Origin of the sequence: Acinetobacter sp. ANC 4862 (assembly GCF_004336635.1) — a bacterium.
Taxonomy (GTDB): domain Bacteria; phylum Pseudomonadota; class Gammaproteobacteria; order Pseudomonadales; family Moraxellaceae; genus Acinetobacter.
This window is the reverse complement of sequence record NZ_SJXH01000022.1, coordinates 24392-45752: the sequence shown is the minus strand read 5'-3', so window position 1 is coordinate 45752 and position 21361 is coordinate 24392. Positions and strand designations below refer to the sequence as shown.

General features: G+C 42.9%; 20 protein-coding genes and 1 pseudogene. 12 read left to right on the top strand and 9 right to left on the bottom strand.

All coding sequences use genetic code 11. The features are described from left to right. Positions 1–244 precede the first annotated feature (244 nt). The 8 genes from E0409_RS10515 to E0409_RS10480 are packed head-to-tail and all read left to right on the top strand — an operon-like array spanning position 245 to position 8474. Positions 245–1726: a putative porin gene (locus E0409_RS10515; RefSeq protein ID WP_131290593.1), complete on the top strand. Its 1482-nt coding sequence runs from the start codon at positions 245–247 to the stop codon at positions 1724–1726. A 24-nt stretch (positions 1727–1750) separates the two neighbouring features. Then, positions 1751–2797 carry an ABC transporter substrate-binding protein gene (locus E0409_RS10510; RefSeq protein WP_131290590.1) on the top strand — a complete coding sequence of 349 codons (1047 nt, stop codon included), beginning with the start codon at positions 1751–1753 and terminating at the stop codon, positions 2795–2797. Positions 2798–2821: 24 nt separating this feature from the next. Next, a complete protein-coding gene (locus E0409_RS10505) occupies positions 2822–4072 on the top strand; it encodes an MFS transporter (protein ID WP_165541325.1) in 1251 nt (416 codons plus the stop codon). Next, positions 4066–4911, top strand: coding sequence for an ABC transporter permease (locus E0409_RS10500; RefSeq protein ID WP_502699822.1), 846 nt, complete (start codon positions 4066–4068; stop codon positions 4909–4911). Before E0409_RS10505 ends, E0409_RS10500 begins: the two co-directional genes overlap by 7 nt. Before the next feature lie 2 nt (positions 4912–4913). Further along, positions 4914–5726, top strand: coding sequence for an ABC transporter permease (locus E0409_RS10495; protein ID WP_131290581.1), 813 nt, complete (start codon positions 4914–4916; stop codon positions 5724–5726). An 11-nt stretch (positions 5727–5737) separates the two neighbouring features. Next, a complete protein-coding gene (locus tag E0409_RS10490; protein ID WP_131290578.1) occupies positions 5738–6766 on the top strand; it encodes an ABC transporter substrate-binding protein in 1029 nt (342 codons plus the stop codon). 21 nt (positions 6767–6787) lie between these two features. Further along, the gene (locus tag E0409_RS10485; RefSeq protein WP_131290575.1) at positions 6788–7621 is read left to right on the top strand and encodes an ABC transporter ATP-binding protein; all 834 of its coding nucleotides are present in this window, start codon (positions 6788–6790) and stop codon (positions 7619–7621) included. 22 nt (positions 7622–7643) lie between these two features. Then, positions 7644–8474, top strand: a complete 831-nt coding sequence (locus E0409_RS10480; protein ID WP_131290572.1) for an ABC transporter permease — start codon at positions 7644–7646, stop codon at positions 8472–8474. Between the two features lie 181 nt (positions 8475–8655). On the opposite strand, the gene E0409_RS10475 is transcribed toward E0409_RS10480, so the two are convergent. After that, positions 8656–9753 (bottom strand): sigma-54 interaction domain-containing protein, encoded by a 1098-nt coding sequence (locus tag E0409_RS10475; RefSeq protein ID WP_131290569.1) that lies wholly within the window; start codon positions 9751–9753, stop codon positions 8656–8658. A 224-nt stretch (positions 9754–9977) separates the two neighbouring features. Between E0409_RS10475 and E0409_RS10470 the strand changes: the two genes are divergently transcribed. Both E0409_RS10470 and E0409_RS10465 read left to right on the top strand, forming a co-directional pair. Next, on the top strand, positions 9978–10193 hold the full coding sequence (locus E0409_RS10470; RefSeq protein ID WP_131290566.1) for a TOBE domain-containing protein: 216 nt from the start codon (positions 9978–9980) through the stop codon (positions 10191–10193). 37 nt (positions 10194–10230) lie between these two features. Then, positions 10231–11058, top strand: coding sequence for an ABC transporter ATP-binding protein (locus E0409_RS10465; protein WP_131290563.1), 828 nt, complete (start codon positions 10231–10233; stop codon positions 11056–11058). A 115-nt stretch (positions 11059–11173) separates the two neighbouring features. Here the strand turns inward: E0409_RS10465 and E0409_RS10460 are convergent, their stop codons facing one another. The 4 genes from E0409_RS10460 to E0409_RS10445 form a co-directional block, all read right to left on the bottom strand. Continuing rightward, positions 11174–12535 (bottom strand): LLM class flavin-dependent oxidoreductase, encoded by a 1362-nt coding sequence (locus E0409_RS10460; protein WP_131290560.1) that lies wholly within the window; start codon positions 12533–12535, stop codon positions 11174–11176. A 308-nt stretch (positions 12536–12843) separates the two neighbouring features. Continuing rightward, positions 12844–14214: an LLM class flavin-dependent oxidoreductase gene (locus E0409_RS10455; RefSeq protein WP_131290557.1), complete on the bottom strand. Its 1371-nt coding sequence runs from the start codon at positions 14212–14214 to the stop codon at positions 12844–12846. Positions 14215–14375: 161 nt separating this feature from the next. Beyond that, positions 14376–15743, bottom strand: a complete 1368-nt coding sequence (locus E0409_RS10450) for an MATE family efflux transporter (protein WP_131290554.1) — start codon at positions 15741–15743, stop codon at positions 14376–14378. A 121-nt stretch (positions 15744–15864) separates the two neighbouring features. Beyond that, positions 15865–17019, bottom strand: a complete 1155-nt coding sequence (locus E0409_RS10445; protein WP_131290550.1) for a methionine aminotransferase — start codon at positions 17017–17019, stop codon at positions 15865–15867. 223 nt (positions 17020–17242) lie between these two features. Between E0409_RS10445 and E0409_RS10440 the strand changes: the two are divergent. Then, positions 17243–17392: pseudogene (locus E0409_RS10440) on the top strand (lysozyme inhibitor LprI family protein); the annotation flags it as partial. Between the two features lie 61 nt (positions 17393–17453). Here the strand turns inward: E0409_RS10440 and E0409_RS10435 are convergent. Next, a complete protein-coding gene (locus E0409_RS10435) occupies positions 17454–18371 on the bottom strand; it encodes a Dyp-type peroxidase (protein ID WP_131290547.1) in 918 nt (305 codons plus the stop codon). A gap of 162 nt (positions 18372–18533) precedes the next feature. On the opposite strand from E0409_RS10435, the gene E0409_RS10430 reads away from it, so the two are divergent. Continuing rightward, positions 18534–19154 carry a LysE family transporter gene (locus tag E0409_RS10430; RefSeq protein ID WP_131290544.1) on the top strand — a complete coding sequence of 207 codons (621 nt, stop codon included), beginning with the start codon at positions 18534–18536 and terminating at the stop codon, positions 19152–19154. A gap of 90 nt (positions 19155–19244) precedes the next feature. Here E0409_RS10430 and znuB read toward each other — a convergent pair whose 3' ends face one another. The 3 genes from znuB to E0409_RS10415 are packed head-to-tail and all read right to left on the bottom strand — an operon-like array spanning position 19245 to position 21310. Then, on the bottom strand, positions 19245–20045 hold the full coding sequence (gene znuB, locus E0409_RS10425; RefSeq protein WP_131290541.1) for a zinc ABC transporter permease subunit ZnuB: 801 nt from the start codon (positions 20043–20045) through the stop codon (positions 19245–19247). 3 nt (positions 20046–20048) lie between these two features. Continuing rightward, positions 20049–20840 carry a zinc ABC transporter ATP-binding protein ZnuC gene (gene znuC / locus E0409_RS10420; RefSeq protein ID WP_131290538.1) on the bottom strand — a complete coding sequence of 264 codons (792 nt, stop codon included), beginning with the start codon at positions 20838–20840 and terminating at the stop codon, positions 20049–20051. Next, the gene (locus E0409_RS10415) at positions 20813–21310 is read right to left on the bottom strand and encodes a transcriptional repressor (protein ID WP_131290535.1); all 498 of its coding nucleotides are present in this window, start codon (positions 21308–21310) and stop codon (positions 20813–20815) included. The genes znuC and E0409_RS10415 overlap by 28 nt, the downstream gene beginning before the upstream one ends. Positions 21311–21361 lie beyond the last annotated feature (51 nt).

The window sequence follows — 21361 nt, the reverse complement described above, 5'->3', positions numbered from 1 at the left end:
GTGCATGACTATGTGTGGCTGTACCTGCTGTCGCTAATAGAAATCGATTTAAAAAATGGCTGTTGGATGATCTGGATTATGGATCACGTGAATCATCCGAAATTCGTTTCAGGAAATAAAGAAAAACTGAAGAAAAAACAGGCCGCATAACCCGTATTTCCCACGCACTACATTTACCCCCAGGTCTTTGGCTTGGGGTTGGGGCAGCTTTGCGCTTTGGGGCACAAAAAAGTGAAATGAGAGTATGAAAAAAACGTCGTTAAACCTTGCAGTAGCATTAATTTTATCTGCAAGCAGTCCATTGAGTTTTGCCAGTGACGCTGACTTACAACAGCAGCTGAGCAGCTTGAAACAACAAGTTGAAAGCCTGCAACAGCGCTTAAATGCTGTTGAAGCACAACCCCAAGCCAAAGCTGCTGTTGTGGTACCAGTGAATGACAGCGTAGAAAGTCACAGCAGTGAAGACGCCGATGGCTCTGAATTGGCTGCAGGCCCAACACCGGCAACATCGGATGATATTGAAGGTTTACGTGCTGATTTAGAAAACTATAAATATGATCAGTCGCGGCAGTACGAACGCCAAACGGTCAAGTCGACACGTGACACGACTTTATTTGGCACCGTTCAACTGCGTACCAATGTTCAAGACAATAACACTGCACCGAATACACCAAAATCAACCTTTGATATCGGCACAGCATTACTGGGCGTACGCGGTAATTTATTTAAAGATTATAACGAAGGTAAAAACCTCGATTACCAGGCCTCTTTTGGTTATTCAAAACGTAATGATGGCAGCAACAACAGTAACTTTAACCTGTTAGATGCTTATTTACGTTATCACGTATTTTCCACCAATGGTGGTGCAGAAATTTCCAAGTTGAATTTAACCTTGGGTCAGCAATTGCTGCCTTTTGGTCTAGATGTTCAATCACCTGAAGATTTACGCCCAACCATTAGCACCGCCACTGCACCCACCTATCTGGGTTTGTTTACCCGCCAAAATGGCTTGATTGTCCGTGGCGATGCCAAGCCCTTTGTCGACTACGGTGCGAACTATCGCGCACCGTTGTTTGAATATGCAATTGGTGTGACCAACGGAAATGGTAGCAACAAAACCGATGACAATAATGGCAAAGATTATATCGGCCGTGTGGCATTCACTTTGCCGGTGGACTATGCCAGCTGGTTACGTGAATTCAAAGTTGGTGCATCTTATATCAAAGGCGAAGCAAAATTATCCGGCTCAGGCATCAGCGATAACAAGGCAAAACGTGATCGGCTGGGTTTCGATATCTATTACAACCATGCACCGTTTGGTGTGACCTATGAATATCTGCAAGGCAAGACCGATTATATCGACACGACTGCAATTACTGTAAAAGAAGCCAATGCAGAAGGGCATACCTTTACCGCGTTTTATACCTTGGGTGACCAGTTCTATAACAGTATTAAATCCAATGCCAAATTTGACGATTTCTGGCCGAAATCGATTCAAGGTTACTACCGTTATGACAGCTATAACCCAAATAAAAATCAGCAAAATTATCTGGATACAGTCAGTGGCCGCATTGGTGAATATGACATTCATTCACTTGGCCTAAACCTGTTTTTTGCCCAGACCACCAAATTCCAGTTGCAGCTCAATCACTACACCTACGACATTGAAGCCGCATCACAAAAAGACAGCAACGAATTGCAAGCGCAATTCCAATACACCTTTTAATTTTGATTGTTAAGGAACAGTTCGATGAAACTTTTTTCTAAAAAAATTGCGGCAACATTTTTAGCACTCTCTGCATTCGGTTTAAGTTTACACATCCATGCAGCCAACCCGAAAGAAATCCGAATTTCTATGTCCAGTGCCGGTGAAGGGGGCAAACCTAAAGTAGGGGGGAGCTTTGCCGCTTCAGCGCATCTACGTGGAGTGTTGGAACAGGAATTTAAGAAAGATGGCATTGCTGTGAAGTGGTTATTCTTTCCGGGCGCAGGCCCTGCAACCAATGAAGCCTTAGCCAACGGTAAAGTCGATTTTGCTTTACATGGGGATTTGCCGTCATTGGTGGGTCGTTCTACTGGACTTAAAACCAAAGTATTGTTCTCCACGGGGCATTTTGGGCCAGTATATGTGGCCGTACCAGCCGGTTCTGGCGCGAAGTCTTTTGCTGACCTTAAAGGTAAAAAATTCTCAATCTTTAAAGGGACCAATGGCCAAATCGTCTTTAATCGCATCTTGGAAAAATATGGCTTTACTGAACGTGATCTACGTGTGATTTCACAAGATGGTTACTCAGCACGCACTTCTTTAGCGACAGGAGACATCGACGCCACGATTACTTCACCCTTTAGTCTGGTTTCACGTGGAGTCGCAAAGACACTCATTGAAATTAAAGATCCAAAAGTTGCCCCCGTAGCACATTTTTGGGTAACCGAAAGTTTTGAAAAACAATATCCAGAAGTAACTCAGCGCGTGGTCACCACATTCATTAAACAGGCAAAATGGAGTTCAGAAGAAGCCAACCGTGTGACCCAATATAAGCTGTGGTCACAAAGCGGTACTCCACTGGTCGATTACCAAAAAACCTGGGATGGCTGGAACCTCAAAGACCGTAATTCGCCCTTACTGGATGAGTTTCATCGTGCACAAATTGACAGCGCATTAAAAATTGCCAAAGAAGCCCGCTTAATACGTCGTGATGTCGATACCAAAACCTGGTATGAGCCTAAGTATTTAAACAATGCTTTAAAAGAACTGAATTTGCAGAACTATTGGCGTGCATTTAATGCCAATGGTTAGCCGAAATAATTCAGGGACATGGTTATGAATCCGATTGAAAGCAATGTTGTCACTACACCGTTAACCGCGAAATTCATGAGCAGTTTTGTGCTCCTCACGATTATTGCCGGTTTGGGCGTGGGCGTTGCCCGTATCCTGATTTCATTGTACGCCGTGCAACTTGAGGCGACTGAGCTTCAGTTGGGACTGATTGCGGCAGCGCAAAGTATCGGCATTTTGTTTATGGCGCTGCCGATCGGTGTTTTGGTGCAGCGTCTCGGTTCACTGAAAGTTTTTAGTCTGGGTAGTGTGATCGGGGCAGTTTTATATGCACTGACTCCGCTGCAAGAAAGTGCCTGGTATTTACTGGTATTGACTGCCTTGGTGAGCTTTGTTTTACCGATGCGTTTTGTCTCGATTAATACGGTTTTCCTCAGCAACTTAAAACGCCTCGGGCCAGCTAAAGCCGGCTGGTTCCGCGGTTCACACATGATGGGATTTTTCCTGATTGCTCCAGCTTTGACCGTATTGCTGATTCAGCATTTTGGTTATGGCGGCAGTTTTTACTGTGTCGCTGTGATGTTTCTGGCCACGCTATTTTTTGCCCCTTTTTGTTTTCAGAAAACTTATCAAACTGCAGCCAATGCACCCCGCTTTCAATGGCGTGATGTGCTGGCTCCACTTGCATTACTGAAAACCCATGCCGCATTGCGAATGGTTTGTGCCTTAGAGTTTTTAAGCAGCGTCGCGAATAACTATTTTGGTTTTTTTATTGTCGTTATCGCCATTCAAAGTTTCTCCATGTCGGAATCGGTCGCGGTGATGTTACTCACCACCCAAGGTATTGTGTTTGTTGGCTCACTTTTCACACTGGGTGGCTTGGCTGAACTGATTGGCTATTCGAAATTTTACTGGATCGGGTTGAGTTTGATCAGCAGTGCCTTACTGATTTTGGCATTGACTCCAGTGACGTTTTGGATGTGGCCGGCATCGCTGATGCTGGGACTCGGTTTGGGCATGTTGCACATTGCCAACTTTATGTCTTTTGCCAAAGTCGGAGAGCGAACCGCGATGGCAAAAATCTCACCGATTTTAGCTTTGGTGGGTCCGGCTGGCGGCTTGTTTGGCGGCTTTTTAGGCGCAGCTTTTGGCGCCAGCATCGGCTTGCAAAATCTATTTTTCCCGATTGGTCTGGCGTTTATCGGACTGATTTTATTGATCTCTCGTGATCAGGCGTTTATTTCATTTTTAAAGCCTGATGATTCACAACAACTCGCAGAAGGACAAGAATCATGAGCCTTACGAATGTAAGCACACATTCGGTACAGTGGCAAAGTTACCGGAGTGCATTTGAATTTTTTAAGAAATACCTGAAAGTAACCTTGCAATTGGCTTGTGGTCTGCTGCTACCGGTGTTGTTGTTGGCTGTGTGGTATGTGGCAACCGTGCAGCAGTGGTTGCCTGAACAAATTTTGCCTGCACCGCAATTGGTGTGGAGCACCAGCGTAGAACTGTGGCATTCGGGCGATTTACAATTTCACTTTGCCATCAGCGCCAAACGTATTTTATGGAGCGTATCACTGGGTGTCAGTCTTGGACTGAGCTTGGGGATCTGGTTTGCTTTGTCACAACGCGCACAGCGTTTTGTCTTGCCGAGTATCAATTTACTGACCCAGTTCCCAATCATTGGCTGGATTCCATTGCTGATGATTTTCTTGGGCATTGATGAAGCCTTGAAGATTGTTGCGATCTCACTTGCGGTAATTTCTCCAGTATTGATTGCGACCTTTAAAGGCATTCAACAAGTATCAAACCGTTTGCTAGAAGTAGCGCAAGTTTATCAATTCTCTAAATTTCAGACCTTTTCTAAAGTGATTCTGCCTGCCAGTCTGCCGGCCATTATTAGTGGTTTGCGTCAAGGCGTAATGCAGGCATGGTTAGCTTTGGTCTTTGTCGAACTACTGGCCAGTAGTGAAGGCATTGGCTTTCTGATGGTATGGGGACGTCAATTGATGCAGATGGATATTATTTTCATGAGCATCATTTTAATTGGCATCACGGGCTTTGTTTTAGACAGTGTATTGGCTGCCTTTGAACGCCTTGCTCGTTTTTACGCAACACGAGTAGGAGGCTAATCATGTCAGAACTCAGTCTTGCAAAATCAGTAATCAGCGTAAATCCAGGGGTGGAAAAAAGTATCAAAGTGCTGCAAGCCTTGATTTTACCTATCACTTTTATTGCACTTTGGGCGCTAGCATCGGCTTTACAGTGGCTCGATCCTAAATTGATTCCATCGCCACTCACGGTACTAATGGGTGCTATCCAGAGCTTTAGCCAAGCTGAATTTTGGCAAGGGTTTGCCGCCAGCCTGAGCCGTAATTTTGTCGGCTATGCGATTGGCGCCAGTCTAGGTGTTGCCTTTGGTGTAGCTTTAGGCACCACGCGCTGGATCAACTGGCTATTCGCACCCGGTTTTAATGTGTTACGTCAGGTTTCACTGTTTGCATGGTTGCCGTTGATCTCGACCTTTTTAGGCTATGGCAACGGCGCAAAAATCTTGTTTATTAGTCTTTCAGTATTTTATCCCGTCGCCTTGCATAGCCTTGAAGGCGTGAGCAGCATCAGTGCGAAATACAGCGAAGTCGCAAGAGTCTATCAATTTCCCAAACTCTACACCTACCGCAAGCTGATTTTACCGGCAGCCAGTCCACAGATTTCTGTCGGTCTGCAACTGGGTTTGATTTTTGCCTGGCTGGCAACCGTGGGTTCCGAATTTCTATTGGCAAATTATGGTGTTGGACTGGGTAATCTGGTCATTCGTGGTCGTGAGCAGTTTAATGTGTCTTTGATTATTTTAGGCATGTTGAGCATTGGCATGGTTGGAGTGATTTTAAACAGCATCCTAGCCCGTATAGAACGAAAAGTACTGCGCTGGCAGCAGCGTAGCTAGGAGAAATAACAATGAAAATACTTCCTAAATTTTGGCAAAAAGCGCTGCTCGGTGCAGTGATTGCAACCAGTGTGATTGCTGGTTGTAGCACACAACAGCTGGAAAAAAATCCTGCCGCAGCAGTCACGCATTTACGTTATCAAAGTTATCCCGGTCTGGTGTCCTTGCCTGAGCTGGCACAAGACTTGGGTTATCTGGGTAAAATTAAACTGGATTATGTGGGTACGGTGCAAGGTGGCCCACAGGATTTACTAACCCTGGTTTCAGGCGATGTCGATTTTGCCTCTGCCTTTAATGGCGCCGTGGTGAAAGTGATTGCAGCGGGACTGGATGTCGTGCCAGTTGTTGCATCCTACGGTAGCGATACGGAAATGAACGTGGGTTTCTATGTACTGGAAAATAGTCCGATTCGTAGCGCACGTGATTTTATTGGTAAAAAAGTCGCGGTGAATGCCTTTGGCGCACATTATGAGTTTGTCATCAAAGATTACTTATTACGTCATGGTTTAACTGAAAAAGAAATTCGTGATGTGGAGCTGATTGTCTTGCCGCCGGTCAGTACCGAACAAGCGCTGCGAAATGGTCAAATTGATATTGCGGTGTTCTCAGGCATTTTAGAAAAACGCGCATTAAAGAGTGGTGGTGTGCGCCCGATCTTTAAAGACATTGAGTTATACGGTCCATTTACCGCGGGCAGTTATGCGATGCGTAAGGACTTTATTACAGAGCATCGTGATGCAGCAAAAACCTTTGTGAGCGGTGTCGCACGTGCGCAAGAGTGGTTACATCACACCCCGAAAGAACAAATCGTGGCGCGTATGGAAAGCATTATTGATAAACGTCAGCGCAACGAAACCAAAGTCCTGATTCCGTATTACACCGGAACAGGGGTAAAAGCGGTGGGTGGGGTACAAAAAGACCAAGACTTCGCGCCTTGGGTCAAGGCCTTGGTACAAGAACAAAAATTAAAACCGCATCAGCTCAATGTCAGCACGCTGTACAGCAACGAATTCAACCCTTATGCAGCGCAAAAAAATTAAGATTAGAAAAGGAATATCATAATGACCAGTGCCTTAAATTTAGATCATGTGTGCAAGGTTTTTCCTGCGCAAAATCATCCCAATAGCAAAAATTACAAACCTGAATTCATCGCGGTTGAAAATGTCACTTTAGATATCCAGCAAGGTGAATTTGTTTCCATTGTTGGGCCGAGTGGATGCGGTAAATCGACTTTACTTGACCTGATTGCCGGCTTAACCAAGCCATCTTCGGGGCAAATTTTACTCAGTGGCAAGCAAATTACTCAACCCGGTTTGGATCGCGGCATTGTGTTTCAGCAATACGCGCTTTATCCATGGCTGACCGCTTTGGAAAATATTGAATTTGGTCTGGAAGCCAAAGGCGTAGACAAGAAAACCCGCCGTGAAAAAGCCCAGTATTATTTGCAACTGGTGGGACTTTCAGGTTTTGAAAAACATTATCCGAATGAACTGTCAGGCGGCATGAAACAGCGTGTTGCGATTGCGCGCAGCTTGGCTTATGAACCTGAAATTTTGTTGATGGATGAACCCTTTGCTGCACTGGATGCACAAACCCGTGAAACCTTGCAAGAAGAGCTGATTAAAATCTGGCAAAGCTCGAAAAAAACCATTGTGTTCATTACCCATAGTATTGATGAAGCGATTTTCCTCAGCCAGCGTGTGGCGATTATGACCTCCAGACCGGGGCGAATTAAGGAAGTCATCAACATTCCAGCCAGCCTCAAAGCCAAAGGCGAGGACATCCGCTCCACGGCGGAATACGGCAAAATTCGTCATCAAATCTGGTCGCAACTCAGCGAAGAAGTGATTAAGGCGCAAGCACTCGAAAAAGACAAACAGCTTGCTCACGCATAAATAAAATTGAGGATTATTCATCATGTCATCGACTCAACAGGTTATCGCACATAGCGAAACCTATAGCGCGGCAAAACCGCGACTACAACTCACGTGGCTCAACACCATTTTTAAACGCAGCATTGCCATCATATTATTTTTATTAGTTTGGGAAAGTTTGCCACGCTTAGGTGTGGTCAGTCCTGCATTTTTACCGCCGTTGTCGGTCGTCCTGGATACGGCATGGCAGCTCTATCAAAGTGGGCAACTGGGCACGCATTTTAGCGCCAGTATTCAACGTTCGATTATTGGTTTTGTTTTGGCCTTAGCCATTGCCATTCCACTCGGATTGGTGATTGGTTGGTACAAACTGGTTGCAGAAACTTTAAACCCATTGTTGGAACTGTTTCGTAACACCACGGCGTTGGCCTTAATGCCGTTGTTTATTTTATTTTTAGGCATTGGCGAAGCCTCTAAAATCAGTTTACTGGTCTATGCCTGCACCTGGCCAATTCTTTTAAATACCATTACCGGCGTACAAACGGTTGATCCACTACTGATTAAATCCGCACGGACCATGGGCTTAAAACCCTATCAACTGTTCCGTAAAGTGATTTTACTCGCTTCTGTCCCGACCATATTTGTCGGTATCCGTCTGGCCGGTGCGATCTCGATCCTGGCTTTGGTGGCAGTAGAAATGTTTGGTGCCAAAGCCGGACTGGGTTATCTGATTATGTATTCACAGTTCAGTTTTGAAATTCCGCAAATGTTTGTCGGGATTTTAGTGATTACCTTGGTCGGTCTATCATTTAACTATATTCTGATTGGGCTTGAAAAATACTTTACTTCTTGGAAACGTAATCCATCGGAATAATATAAGGATGTAAAAAAGCAGTGTTGATTCACTGCTTTTTTATGTTTACTAAAATAATAAGTATATGAGCTATAAAATAAATAGAATATTAAATTTTTAGTTTGAATTAAAATAAAAATCTAAAATAAATTATGTGTTTTTTAATGTAGTTTCTGATTTATTTTTTAAAAAATACATTCAATTATAATAATGCATATTTCATTAAACGCGTGCGAATCACATTTCGTGTCACGCCAAGCAAGCGTGCAGTATGCACCTGATTGTATTCGCAGTAAGTGTAAGCACTGCGAATAAATTGTTCTTCAATCAATTCATTGATATTCAGTTGTGGTAATTGCTGCGAGGCTTGAAACAAATGTTGAAAGGTGGATTGTAATAATTTTTCAGCATCCGCATTGGCCAAAATTTCCGGTAATGCGGATATATCTAAATCGTTTTGTCGTGTACCTGGATTTTGTCCTTTGCTGCGGCTATGTAACAGGTTTGAGAAGCGAATATCATCCGGTTCAATCACACCATTCTGACTGACCAAAACTGCATGATGAATGGTGTTTTCCAGTTCACGAATATTGCCTGGCCAACGATGTTGTAACAGCTTTTTAACTGACAGTGGACTGATACGTAACGGTGTGGCATGCGGATCGGTTTGATAGCGTTCTACAAAGAATTTAGCCAAGGGTAAAATGTCATCACGACGCTCTGAAAGCTTTGGAATACGTAGCAGAGCGACATATAGACGGTAAAATAAATCCTCACGGAATTTGCCTTCCAGCACGGCTTTTTCAAGATCGACATTGGTCGCGGCAATAATCCGTACGTTAATCCGAATCGGCTTGAGTGAACCGACCCGAACAATCTCACGTTCTTGTAAAATGCGCAGTAATTTCACCTGCATAGACAGAGACAAATCACCAATTTCATCTAGAAATAAGGTGCCATTATGCGCGGCCTCAAACCAGCCAATGCGCTGATGAATCGCACCGGTAAAGGCGCCTTTTTCATGGCCGAATAACTCGCTTTCCGCCAAGGATTCGGTTAAAGCACCGCAATTGACCGCAATAAAAGGACCTTTGGCACGGTGACTCAAGGCGTGAATTTGTCTGGCCACCAACTCCTTACCGGTACCGGTTTCGCCAATAATCAAGGCATTGGCATCACTTGGCGCAATTTGTTTAATGCGCTCCAGTAGCGCCTTTGACAGGGGATCTTCAAAGACGGTCGCTCTTGCACGTTCGTAGCGAACCGTCTGACTGACGCTAGGATGCGTTAATATAGACATAGGATTTGCTTCATTATAAAAATTGAACTCATCATGAAATATTTAATATCGAAAAATAAATAATAAAACGATATTTAATTATCTGTTTTGCTGCATAAATGCTTTTTGATAAATATATATTTTAAACAGATAAATAAAGCACGCATAACTAAATATTAAATCGAGATAAATGATCAGCCAAAAGTATTTTATATTAATAACATCATAAACACAGAGTAATTATAATGACAATCACAGCCGTTAACGTACGTAACCAATTTAAAGGCGTTATTCAAGAAGTATTAGAAGGTGACGTTGTTTCAGAAGTCAATGTGGAAACCAAAGCCGGTCTTTTTACTTCAATTATTAGTACCCGTTCAGTCAAAGACCTCGATCTTAAAGTGGGTTCTGAAGTGGTGGTGTTAATCAAATCGACGGAAGTGTCATTGGCGAAGCTTTAATTCGCCATGGCTTCAAGCTTTACAGGAAAATTGAGAGATGACACAGCAACAGACCGGCCATGTATCCATTCAGCAACTCAGCAAAACCTATCCGACGCAAAATGATGAAGCATTAACCGTGCTGGATGATATTAATTTAGACATTCAGCCGGGTGAATTTATTAGTATTGTCGGCAGCAGTGGCTGTGGAAAATCTACACTATTACGCTTGTTGGTTGGACTGGAAAACAGCTATCAAGGCCAGATCCAGGTGGATGGCAAAAAGATTTTTGGCACCAGTTTAAACCGCGGAATTGTATTTCAAGACCATCGTCTTTTCCCGTGGTTAAGTGTGACAGAAAATATTCGCATTGCATTGCATCAAAGCAATTTAAGCCGTGCCGAAGAAGATCTCATCATTGATGAACATTTAGAACTGGTTAAATTGACCAAGTTTAAAGATGCTTATCCATCGCAGCTTTCAGGCGGCATGAACCAGCGCGTGGCCATTGCGCGAAGTCTGGTGAATCGTCCGGAAATTTTATTTCTGGATGAGCCGTTTGGTGCACTGGATGCCTTAACCCGCCAGAACCTGCAGGATGAATTGCAGCGGATTTGGCAGGCAGAAAAAATCACCATGGTGATTGTGACCCATGACGTTGAAGAAGCGGTATTTTTAGGGGATCGCGTGGTGGTGATGCAGCCGCATCCGGGTCGAATTAAACGCATTGTGGATGTACCGGTTGCGCATCCACGTAAACGTGAAGATGTGCGTTTGCATAATATTAAAAATAATATTTTGCTGGATTTTAGTGATCCCTTAAAAGACCAATTACACAATAACAAACAGCCAGCGAAGTTTTCAGATTATCAATTTGCCTGGTAATTTGGCTGTATTTTTTATCCAAAAGCCTGCGTAAAGTGGGTTTTTTTATGTCTATTCAAAGATGATTCGACATAAAAAATCCCTCAGCAAGGAGGGATATTCAACTGGTTTTAAATTAAGAGGCTTTCACTCGCTGACGTGCCAAAACATACTGGTTTTCTGGACGTTTTAAACCTAAGTTTTCACGTAAAGTTTTGCCTTCATATTCGGTACGGAACAAGCCACGACGTTGTAATTCCGGCACAATAAATTCGACAAAGTCATTCAGACCGGCAGGGGTGGTCGGTGGCAAAATATTAAAACCATCCGCGCCTTCATTTTCAAACCATTGTTGCAGTTGATCGACCACCTGTTCAGGTGTGCCGATCAAAGTCCAGTGACCACGTGCTGATGCAATATATTCATACAGTTGGCGAATGCTGAAATTATGCTTACGCGCAATATCAATCATCATTTGTTGACGGCTGGAGAAGTTAATATCGGCATCTTCAAGTTTCGGGAACGGGGCATCCAGGTCATATTTTTCTAAATTGATTCCGCCCGATAAACCTGACAGTAAACTTAAACCGACTTTTGGATGAATTAAGCTATTTAATAGTTGGTATTTTTCTTGCGCTTCTTGTTCAGTTTTAGCCACGAAAATAGAAACACCCGGCATGATTTTTAAGTCATCTGGGTGACGACCATATTTCAATAGACGGCTTTTGACATCGCGGTAAAATTCTTGTGCATCCGCTAGGTTTTGTTGAGCGGTAAAGATCACCTCAGCATATTTTCCGGCAAGTTCGCGGCCATCTTCCGATTGTCCTGCTTGTACAATCACCGGATAACCTTGCGGTGGGCGAGAGATATTTAATGGTCCTTGAACACTAAAATATTTACCGCTATGTTGAGGTTCATGGATTTTATCAGCATGGAAAAATTGACCACTTTCCTTGTTGTAAATAAAGGCATCATCTTCCCAAGAATCCCAAAGTTTTTGCGTCACTTCGATAAATTCATCCGCGCGTTCATAACGTGTTTTAGGATCAGGATGTTGTTCTAGGCCGAAGTTACGCGCGGTATCGGGTGAGGCTGTAGTCACCACATTCCATGCTGCACGACCTTTAGAAATGTGATCTAGTGAAGCAAATTTACGTGCCAATAGATACGGGTCTTCATAGGTGGTTGATGCGGTCGCAATAAAGCCCAGATTTTTGGTCACTGCAGACAGCGCAGCAAACAAGGTCACCGGTTCAAAGCCGACGCCTTTATCCCCTAAACCCAATTCACCTTCAATTGCCGAGCCCCAACGAACGGATAAGCCATCTGCTAAAAAGTAAGCATCAAATAAACCCTTTTCTGCAGTTTTTGCGAGTTCGATGATGTAATCAATATTCAAGTGGTCTTGAGGGCGAGATTCAGGATGACGCCAGCCTGCAGCATGTTGAGCGGTCGCGGGAATAAAGGCACCCAGTTTAATTTGACGTTTTGACATTGTTTTATCCTATGGTTTGTATTTTTCTCAACAGTCCATATTTCAAGATGTATGCCAATTAAAAAATACAATTAAAACAATAATATAGGATGAATAATTTTTTATGTGTTTGAGAATGAACACTAAAGACGCTGCTTTGTTTTAAATCAGACAGTAGAAAAAATGCAGTGCTTATATGAAAAGCGAGCTATTGAATGAAAAGGGGCAATCTCTGTTGTTATGCTATTTTTTAGATAAATCAAAATGGTGTGATATTTAAAAAGTGGCATAAAAAAATGCCCCGAAGGGCATTTAAAATCGTTCTTGGATTAAGATGCCTGCGCTTGTTGTCGTGCCAGTACATACTGGTTTTCAGGACGCTTTAAACCTAGATTTTCACGCAAAGTGCTTCCTTCATATGCAGTACGGAACAGGCCGCGACGCTGTAATTCAGGCACAATAAACTCAACAAAATCATTCAGGCCTGCCGGGGTCGAAGGCGGCAGCACATTAAAACCATCAGCGGCTTCATTTTCAAACCAGTTTTGCAGTTGGTCCACCACCTGTTCAGGTGTACCAATTAAAGTCCAGTGACCCCGTGCCGAGGCAATATATTCATACAGCTGGCGAATGCTGAAATGGTGCTTTTGGGCAATCTCAATCATCATTTGCTGGCGGCTAGAGAAGTTGATGTCGGCTTCTTCCAGTTTCGGGAACGGGGCATCCAGGTCAAATTTGGATAAATCGATATGGCCTGCCAGACCTGACAATAAACCTAGACCGACATCTGGGTGAATCAGACTGTTTAATAATTGATATTTTTCTTGGGCTTCCTGTTCGGTTTTTGCCACGAAAATGGATACGCCCGGCATGATTTTTAAGTCATCGGCATGGCGACCGTATTTGCTTAAACGTGCTTTCACATCCCGGTAGAAGGCTTGTGCATCATCCAAATTTTGTTGTGCGGTAAAAATGACTTCGGCATATTTTGCAGCCAGTTCACGACCATCTTCGGATTGGCCGGCTTGGACAATCACCGGATAACCTTGCGGTGGGCGAGGGACATTCAATGAACCTTGTACATTAAAATATTTGCCTGTATGCAGTGGTTCATGTTGTTTACTGGCATCAAAGAACTGACCGCTTTCCTTATTGTAAATGAATGCATCATCTTCCCAGGAATCCCAAAGTTTTTGCGTCACTTCAATAAATTCATCGGCACGTTCATAACGAACTTTTGCATCCGGATGGGCACTAAAGCCGAAGTTGCGTGCCGTATCAGCTGAAATGGTGGTCACCACATTCCATGCCGCACGACCTTTGCTGATATGATCTAAAGAGGCAAATTTACGTGCCAAAAGGTACGGCTCTTCATAGGTGGTTGAGGCAGTGGCAATAAAGCCGATATTTTTGGTCACGGCAGCAATGGCTGCAAATAAGGTTACCGGTTCAAAACCAACCACCTTGTCACTATAACCAATACTTTGCTTGCTTTTGGAAGCGCCATGACTCCAATTTACCGATAAGCCATCGGCAAGAAAATAGGCATCGAATAAACCTTTTTCAGCAGTTTTCGCCAGTTCAATTGCGTAATCAATGCTTAAATGATCGTGTGGACGAGACTGCGGGTGACGCCAGCCTGCTGCGTGCTGTGAGGTGGTGGGAATAAAAGCACCCAGTTTAATTTGTCGTTTCGACATGGTCATACCCTATTGTAATCATTCATTTTTACAGGGTTATAACAAGGAATCAGAAGCTTGGAAAATACGATAAAATTAAATCCTTATCAGCTATATGGGATAAGGAAAATAGATTGTATCAATCAGCCTTTTGAAGTGGCTTTTGCAAAGAACAGTGATTTTTAAATTAACGCATTAACGGTTTTTTTCTTCCACACAAACTGATAATACAGACCTTGTAGAATACATAAGCAGACAAAGGCCAGGGCATAGGCATACCAGATGCCTTGCAAGCCCCACCATTGGCTGAACAAATAGGCGCACGGCACTTCAATGCCAATAATGGCAGCAATATTGATGATCATGGGAACAGTCACGGTACCACTGGCACGCATGATTGAAGCAAAAATGGCACTCGCACCAAAGAAAATAATCGACCACAACACAATAAATAAAAGTTGCTGTCCAAGTACAACCACCGTCGGGTCAATGATAAACAGTGCCATCAGATATTTTGAGAACAGATAAGCCAAAGCCACCAGTCCACCGGTAATGACGATATTCATACCCAGTGCGGTACGCGTGACTTTGTTCAGGAGTTCCGATTTTCCTGCACCAATGGCTTGTGCGGCAAAAATCGACGCTGCAATAGAAATAGACAGAGCGGGAAATTGAATATAGTTCAGCACCTGATTGACTGCACCATAAGCTGCAGTTGCATGAGAACCATAACGATTCACCAAGCCGACAATGACTAAGCCAGCAACGGATGTCGTCACCATTTGAACCCCTGTTGGAATGCCCAAACGTAGAATGATTATACTGAGTTCACGTTGATGGCGAATATGACTGAGCAGATGACGGTCAGGCTTAAGTGGATGATCTTTTTTATTTAAATACACGGCTAAAAAGATCAGTACAGCAAGGTAACCGACAATGGTGGCAATGGCAGGTGCAACAATGCCCATTTTCGGAAAGCCGAAATACCCCGCAATCAGCACAGGGGTAATCAGTACGCCTATCAAAATGGTCATGCCGGATGCAATCAGCGGGGTAGTGCTGTCACCGACACCGCGTAAAATTGAAGTATAAATAATATAAATAAACAGCAAGGGACTGCCGGCAAGCATCCACTGTACATAAGGCAATGACAGATGCATAACATCAGGATCTGTGCCTAAGGCAAGCAAAATATGTTCAGCAAAAAGCACCCCGAACAGGGCAATAATACTGCCGCCAATTAAAGTCATAAACAGGGTCGAACCGACGACAAAACGGACTTTTTCAATATTTTTCGCCCCCCAAGCTTGTCCAATCAATACGGTTGCACCTGCTGAAAGACCAATCACAAAAGCCAGCAGACAGAACAAAATCGGGAAGAATACCGCCACGGCAGCAATCGCATTCACCCCCATCATTTGCCCCACAAAAACGGTATTAATCGTGCCTGAAAGGTTTTGTAAAATATTGGTGGCAATCAACGGCCACAGAAAAACTAAAAATGTTTTCCATAAGTTTTGTTGATCGAGCAGTGATTGATGATGAGGCATGGAACGTCCTGTAAAGGTATTTTTATCATTTTTCAGATTTAAAATTACACTACCTGAGTTCGCTTAAAAAAGCCTTAGTTGTTAAGTAACTAAGGCTTAAACTTACGAATAAATCATCAACTTAAACAGCAGATAAAATGGCAGATGCCTGTTCTAAGGTTTCATCTTTTTTGGCAAAACAAAAACGAATTAAACGTAAATTTTCGGGCGCTTGCTGGTAAAAAACGGAAACAGGAATCGCCACAATGCCATGATGCTCAGCTAGAAATTTACACATCTCGACATCGTTTAAATCGGGGCGAATGGCACTGTAATTTAGGTTCTGGAAATAGGTCCCTTGCGACGGGGTAAAATAAAAGCGTGAGTTGCGAATGCCTGAATTAAACAGATCGCGTTTATCCTGATAAAAGTCGGCAAGTTGTTCAATATGTTCAGGATGCTGCTGCATAAAAGTCGCCAGTGCCATCTGTATTGGAGTGACACCACAAAAACTGACAAATTGATAAACCTGTCTAAATAGTTTCATCAGTTCAGGCGATGCGATGCAGTACCCGGTTTTCCAGCCCGTGACATGAAAGGTTTTACCAAAGGAACCGACCACAATGCTACGGTCACGCAATTCAGGGAAAGACAGCGCCGAATAGTGCTTTTGACCATCAAAAACCAGATGTTCATAGACTTCATCGGACAGCACTACAATATTCTTGTCACGAATCAGTTCAATTAAATTTAACCAGTCCTGACGTGACCAAATTGCACCGCTAGGGTTGTGAGGAGTATTCACAATGATCATTCGGGTCTTGTCGTTGATGGCATCTTTAACCTGATTCCAGTTCACGGAAAACTTGGGTGCAACCAGAGGAATATGAATGGCTTTGCCACCCACCAGTTGCACACTTGGAGCATAACTGTCGTAGCTGGGGTCAAAAATAATGACTTCATCACCGGCATGAATGAGTGCCTGAATCGTGCAAAAAATCCCGATGGTTGCCCCGGGGGTAATGGTGATTTCCGTGACAGGATCAATCACCAGTTGATCGCGTTTTAAAAATTGATGTGCTAATTGTTCACGTAGCGAAATCAGTCCATCACTTGGGGCATATTGATTAAAGCCATCCAAAGCAGCTTGGCTTAACGCTTTTAACAGCGCAGGAGGGGCTGCAAAATCGGGAAACCCTTGAGAGAGATTTAAGGCATTCAGGCGATGTGCCATTGCAGTCATCACACTAAAAATGGTGACCCCTTGCGCGGGTAGTTTGGAATGGAGGTTAATCATGACCCGAACTCTTGAATATTGTTATTCTTTTCAGTGTAGCAGCAAGACAGGAACTGAAAAATAAAAGTCTAATTTAATCTCTGCATTTTTAAACTCATCTGATCAATTTAAGTGAATGCCGCTTTTTCATAAAATTAACAAAAAACTCACTAGACTAAAAAAACAACATTTCCTAGAATGCAGCCACTTATTAAAATAATATTCTTAAAAAAAAAATAAATTAAAAAACTCTCAACGAGAATGGATCAAGCTTAAGGAATCAACATGTGTAGCAGATGAAAAAAATTATGGAAGAGAAAGTCATTTTGATGCTATGCAATGTCAAATCGATATGACTAAAGAAAGAATATTATTTTTAGAAAAATATAATTAATTTATATATTGAACCATTAAAAAGTTAGAAATAGCTTAATAAGCTATTTCTAACTTTATTATTATGCCAAAACCTTTTCCAGCAACTCCTCACTTGGTACAAAGTAATAAGCACCATCAACTGGAGTTACAAAGTGAAGCAGGCGATCATGAATACCGTCGCCAGTTGTACCAAACATGTGTTGCAACATATGATCAATAATTTCTAAGTTCTTGGTATACGCAATAAAGAACAAACCTTGGTCACCTTTACCATCCCCATAAGGAAGAGAGTGACGTAAAATTTCCATTTCTTCGCCTTCATCATCTTCAATCACCACACGGGCAATGTGGGCATTTTTAGGTTTAACCTCATCATCCAGTTCAATAGATTCTAATTTAGTTCGACCAATCACATTTTCTTGTGCATCGACTTTTAATTGTTTCCATTTTGCCAAGTTATGCGCATAGCGTTGTGCAAAGACGAATGAACCATCAGCAAAAATGCCTGCATCTTCACCGAGTAAAGCGACTTCGGCACGGTCATCTGGGAATTGAGGGTTTTCAGTACCATCAATAAAACCTGTGAGGTCACGACCGTCAAAATTGCGGAAACATACCCGTTCATCCAGCACTTCAACTTTATCTTGAATACCTTCAAAGAAAGATTGGCTTAATGCAAAACAAATGTCAGTGCGTTGAGATGCAACATGAATTAAAACATCAGCAGGGACAACAGGCATTTGAAATGAACCGTGGATGGGTTCCAATTGTTTAAAACCTTCAGGGGGTTGATTATAGAGTTTTGCCCAAAGCTCAGGACCAAACGCTACACCCGTTTTAATTTGTGCGTTAGGATGCTGTGTGATTAAACGATCACGTGTAGTAAATAAATCTGCAAGCTTTTCTTTTAACTCATTAATCGTTAAGTCTTTTAAACGTAAAACAATAAACCGAGCATGATCTGATGGTAATGGTAAAATTACAGATTGGGCAGTCATACATGGCTCCTAACAATTTTTATAAAATACGTGGCTGGCTTTATTGTGCCTCATCACTGCCTGAGTGAATAGCCCAAAGTTTTATTTTGATAGTTGATTTTTAAAGCTTCTAAAAGATGAAAAGTCATATAATACTTCCATATTTCTATATCCTTATATTTTATGTCTTACCAAGTTTGGCTGGCGTATATGCTGGCGTGTTGGGTGATTAGCATTTCTCCTGGTGCAGGTGCAATCGCTTCAATGTCGAGTGGTTTAAACTATGGTTTTCGCCGTGGCTACTGGAATGCTTTAGGTTTGCAACTCGCATTGTTGGTGCAAATTGGGATTGTCGCAGCCGGAGTAGGGGTGTTATTTGCAACGACGCCTTGGGCTTTTCTGGTAGTGAAATGGTTTGGTGTGTTGTATTTATTGTATTTGGCTTATTTACAATGGAAAGCACCGACTCAGTCGATTGAGATTCAACAGGAACAACCGAATAAATCAATTGCTAAACTAATCTTGCATGGCTTCCTGGTCAATATGAGTAATCCCAAAGCGATTGTATTTTTACTGGCGGTATTGCCGCAGTTTTTAGATTTATCCAAACCACAATGGATTCAGTATCTGATTATGGCGGTAACCATGGTCACGATTGATCTGATCGTGATGGCGGGTTATACAGGGCTTGCAGCCAAAGTTTTACGCGTATTGAAATCCCCTAAACAGCAAAAATATATGAACCGGACTTTTGCGGTCTTGTTTAGCTGTGCAGCGGGATTACTTAGCTTGGTACATCAGTAATCAGTAAAGATTGTTTTGCCTCTCCTTATAAGGAGAGGCTGTTAGAAAATAAATGCATCTTAAAAGAATGATCGATATATAAAGGAAAGACTAAGCCAACTTCTTCACTTTCTGCACTGTAAAAATCACTGCAAACAAAATCGCCATGGTGAGCACAATTGTTAAGCCTGTCGATGTGTCTAAACCTACACTTGACCATAAACCTACACTAATCCCGATTTGAGCAATCACAAAAGCCCAAACCACCATCTGTTTAGGTGAGTTTGCCAGAAGTCGTGCAGTTAATGCTGGAATAACCAGTAAAGCACCCATCAACAATGAACCTACCGCACGTAAAGCCAACACGGTAAAGAGTGCCAATAACAACATAAACACCAGACGTTGCCATTTGGCATTCACGCCTTCACTTATTGCCATATCAGGGTCAATTGCAATTTGAATCTGTGCTTGCCAGTTTTTATACAGCACAGCTAAAGCGGCAATAATCACAAAAGCAAACATTGGGAGATCGGACCATGAAATTTGCAGCAGATCGCCAAAAAGATAGCTGAGCAGTTCGGGTCTTAAACTTGGAATATGCTGGATAAACAATAAGCCTGAACAGAGTAGGGTGGCTGAACAGAGTGCCAGCAAAGCATCATTGGGCAGGCGAGGGTCATGCAGGACCCATAAAATACCGACCAACAAGAATGCCAAAAAGGTCACGCCTAACCAAAGTGGGAGGCTTAAAGCACCGGCAATCGCAACACCCAGTAAAGTACCGTGTGCCATGGTGTCCGCAAAAAAAGACATTCGTCGCCATAACATTAAACAACCCAGCGGAGCAGTCAGAAACACCAGTAGCGTTCCCATGGTCCATGCAGGTAACAATATTTGTAACCATTCCATCATGGCTTAAGCTTCCGGTTCTGGGTGAATATGAGGACGAGGATCATGCTGGCACGGGGTTGCACTGTCACCGTGCGCACAATGCTCGTGATGATGCTGATAGAAAACGCGATTGGTACCAAAAATGGCTTGATACTCTGGATGCTTTTGCACATTTTCAGGTAAACCGCTGCAGCAGATGTGTTTATTTAAACACACCACGCGGTGCGTACCCTGCATGACCCATTGCAGGTCGTGCGATACCATTAACACGGCACAGCCATATTTTATTGGCAAGCTTCTTACATATTCGTACAGTTCAGCTTCTGATTGAATATCTAAACCTTGCATCGGTTCATCCAGAACCAGTACATCGGGTTGACGCAGTAAAGCACGTGCCAACAAAACACGTTGTCGTTCACCACCCGATAGTTGTTGTACTTTAGAATCTTGGAGTTTAGTAATGCCGGTATCGCAAATAATTTCTGCTTTTCTATCCGCATCGCATTTTTCTAAGGCCAATAAGTCTTGTACCCGTAAAGGCAAGCTATGCGACGGATTAAACTTTTGCGGCACATAAGAAAATTTTAATTTTTTATGACTATGAATTTTGCCTGAATTGGCTTTCACAATCCCTAGCAAGACTTTAATCAGGGTAGATTTCCCTGCGCCATTCGGACCAATCAACGTGACAATTTCTCGCTCATGTAAGGCGAAATCGACATTCTTTAAAATGTCACGCTCATCGATACGTACACTGATTTTGTCTAAGGCAATCAGTGTGTGAGCTGTTACTGTTTGTTGCGGCACTGCTGACATATCCCAGAAATTTCAATAATACTGTGATGTGCAGTAAATTGATCAGATGCTGAAAGCGCATCTAATTGTGTTAATAAACCCTGTGCAGAAGCTTCTGTCACATTCTTGCAATGGGTACAAATTAAAAATGCAGCCTGATGTCCTTCACGCGGATGACAACATGGAATGTAAGCATTAATAGAAGTTAAACGGTGGATTAAGCCTTTTTCCAATAAAAAGTCTAAAGTGCGATAAACTGTCGGTGGAGCAGCAGGGCGGTCGGAATCACTTTTAATTTTAGCCAATAAGTCATATGCACCCATTGGACCTGTGGCATTTAAAATCAGACCTAATACTTCTTTACGTAACGGTGTTAAACGTGCGCCAGTTGCCGCACAGAGGCTTTCAGCTTCAGCCAGTCGTGTTTCGACATTATGATGGTCATGTACGCCATGTAATGCATTGTGATGTTCGTGCGAACATAAGCTCATAGCCAACCTCAAGTGCGAAATTTATAAAAACAAATGGACATTAAATCTTAA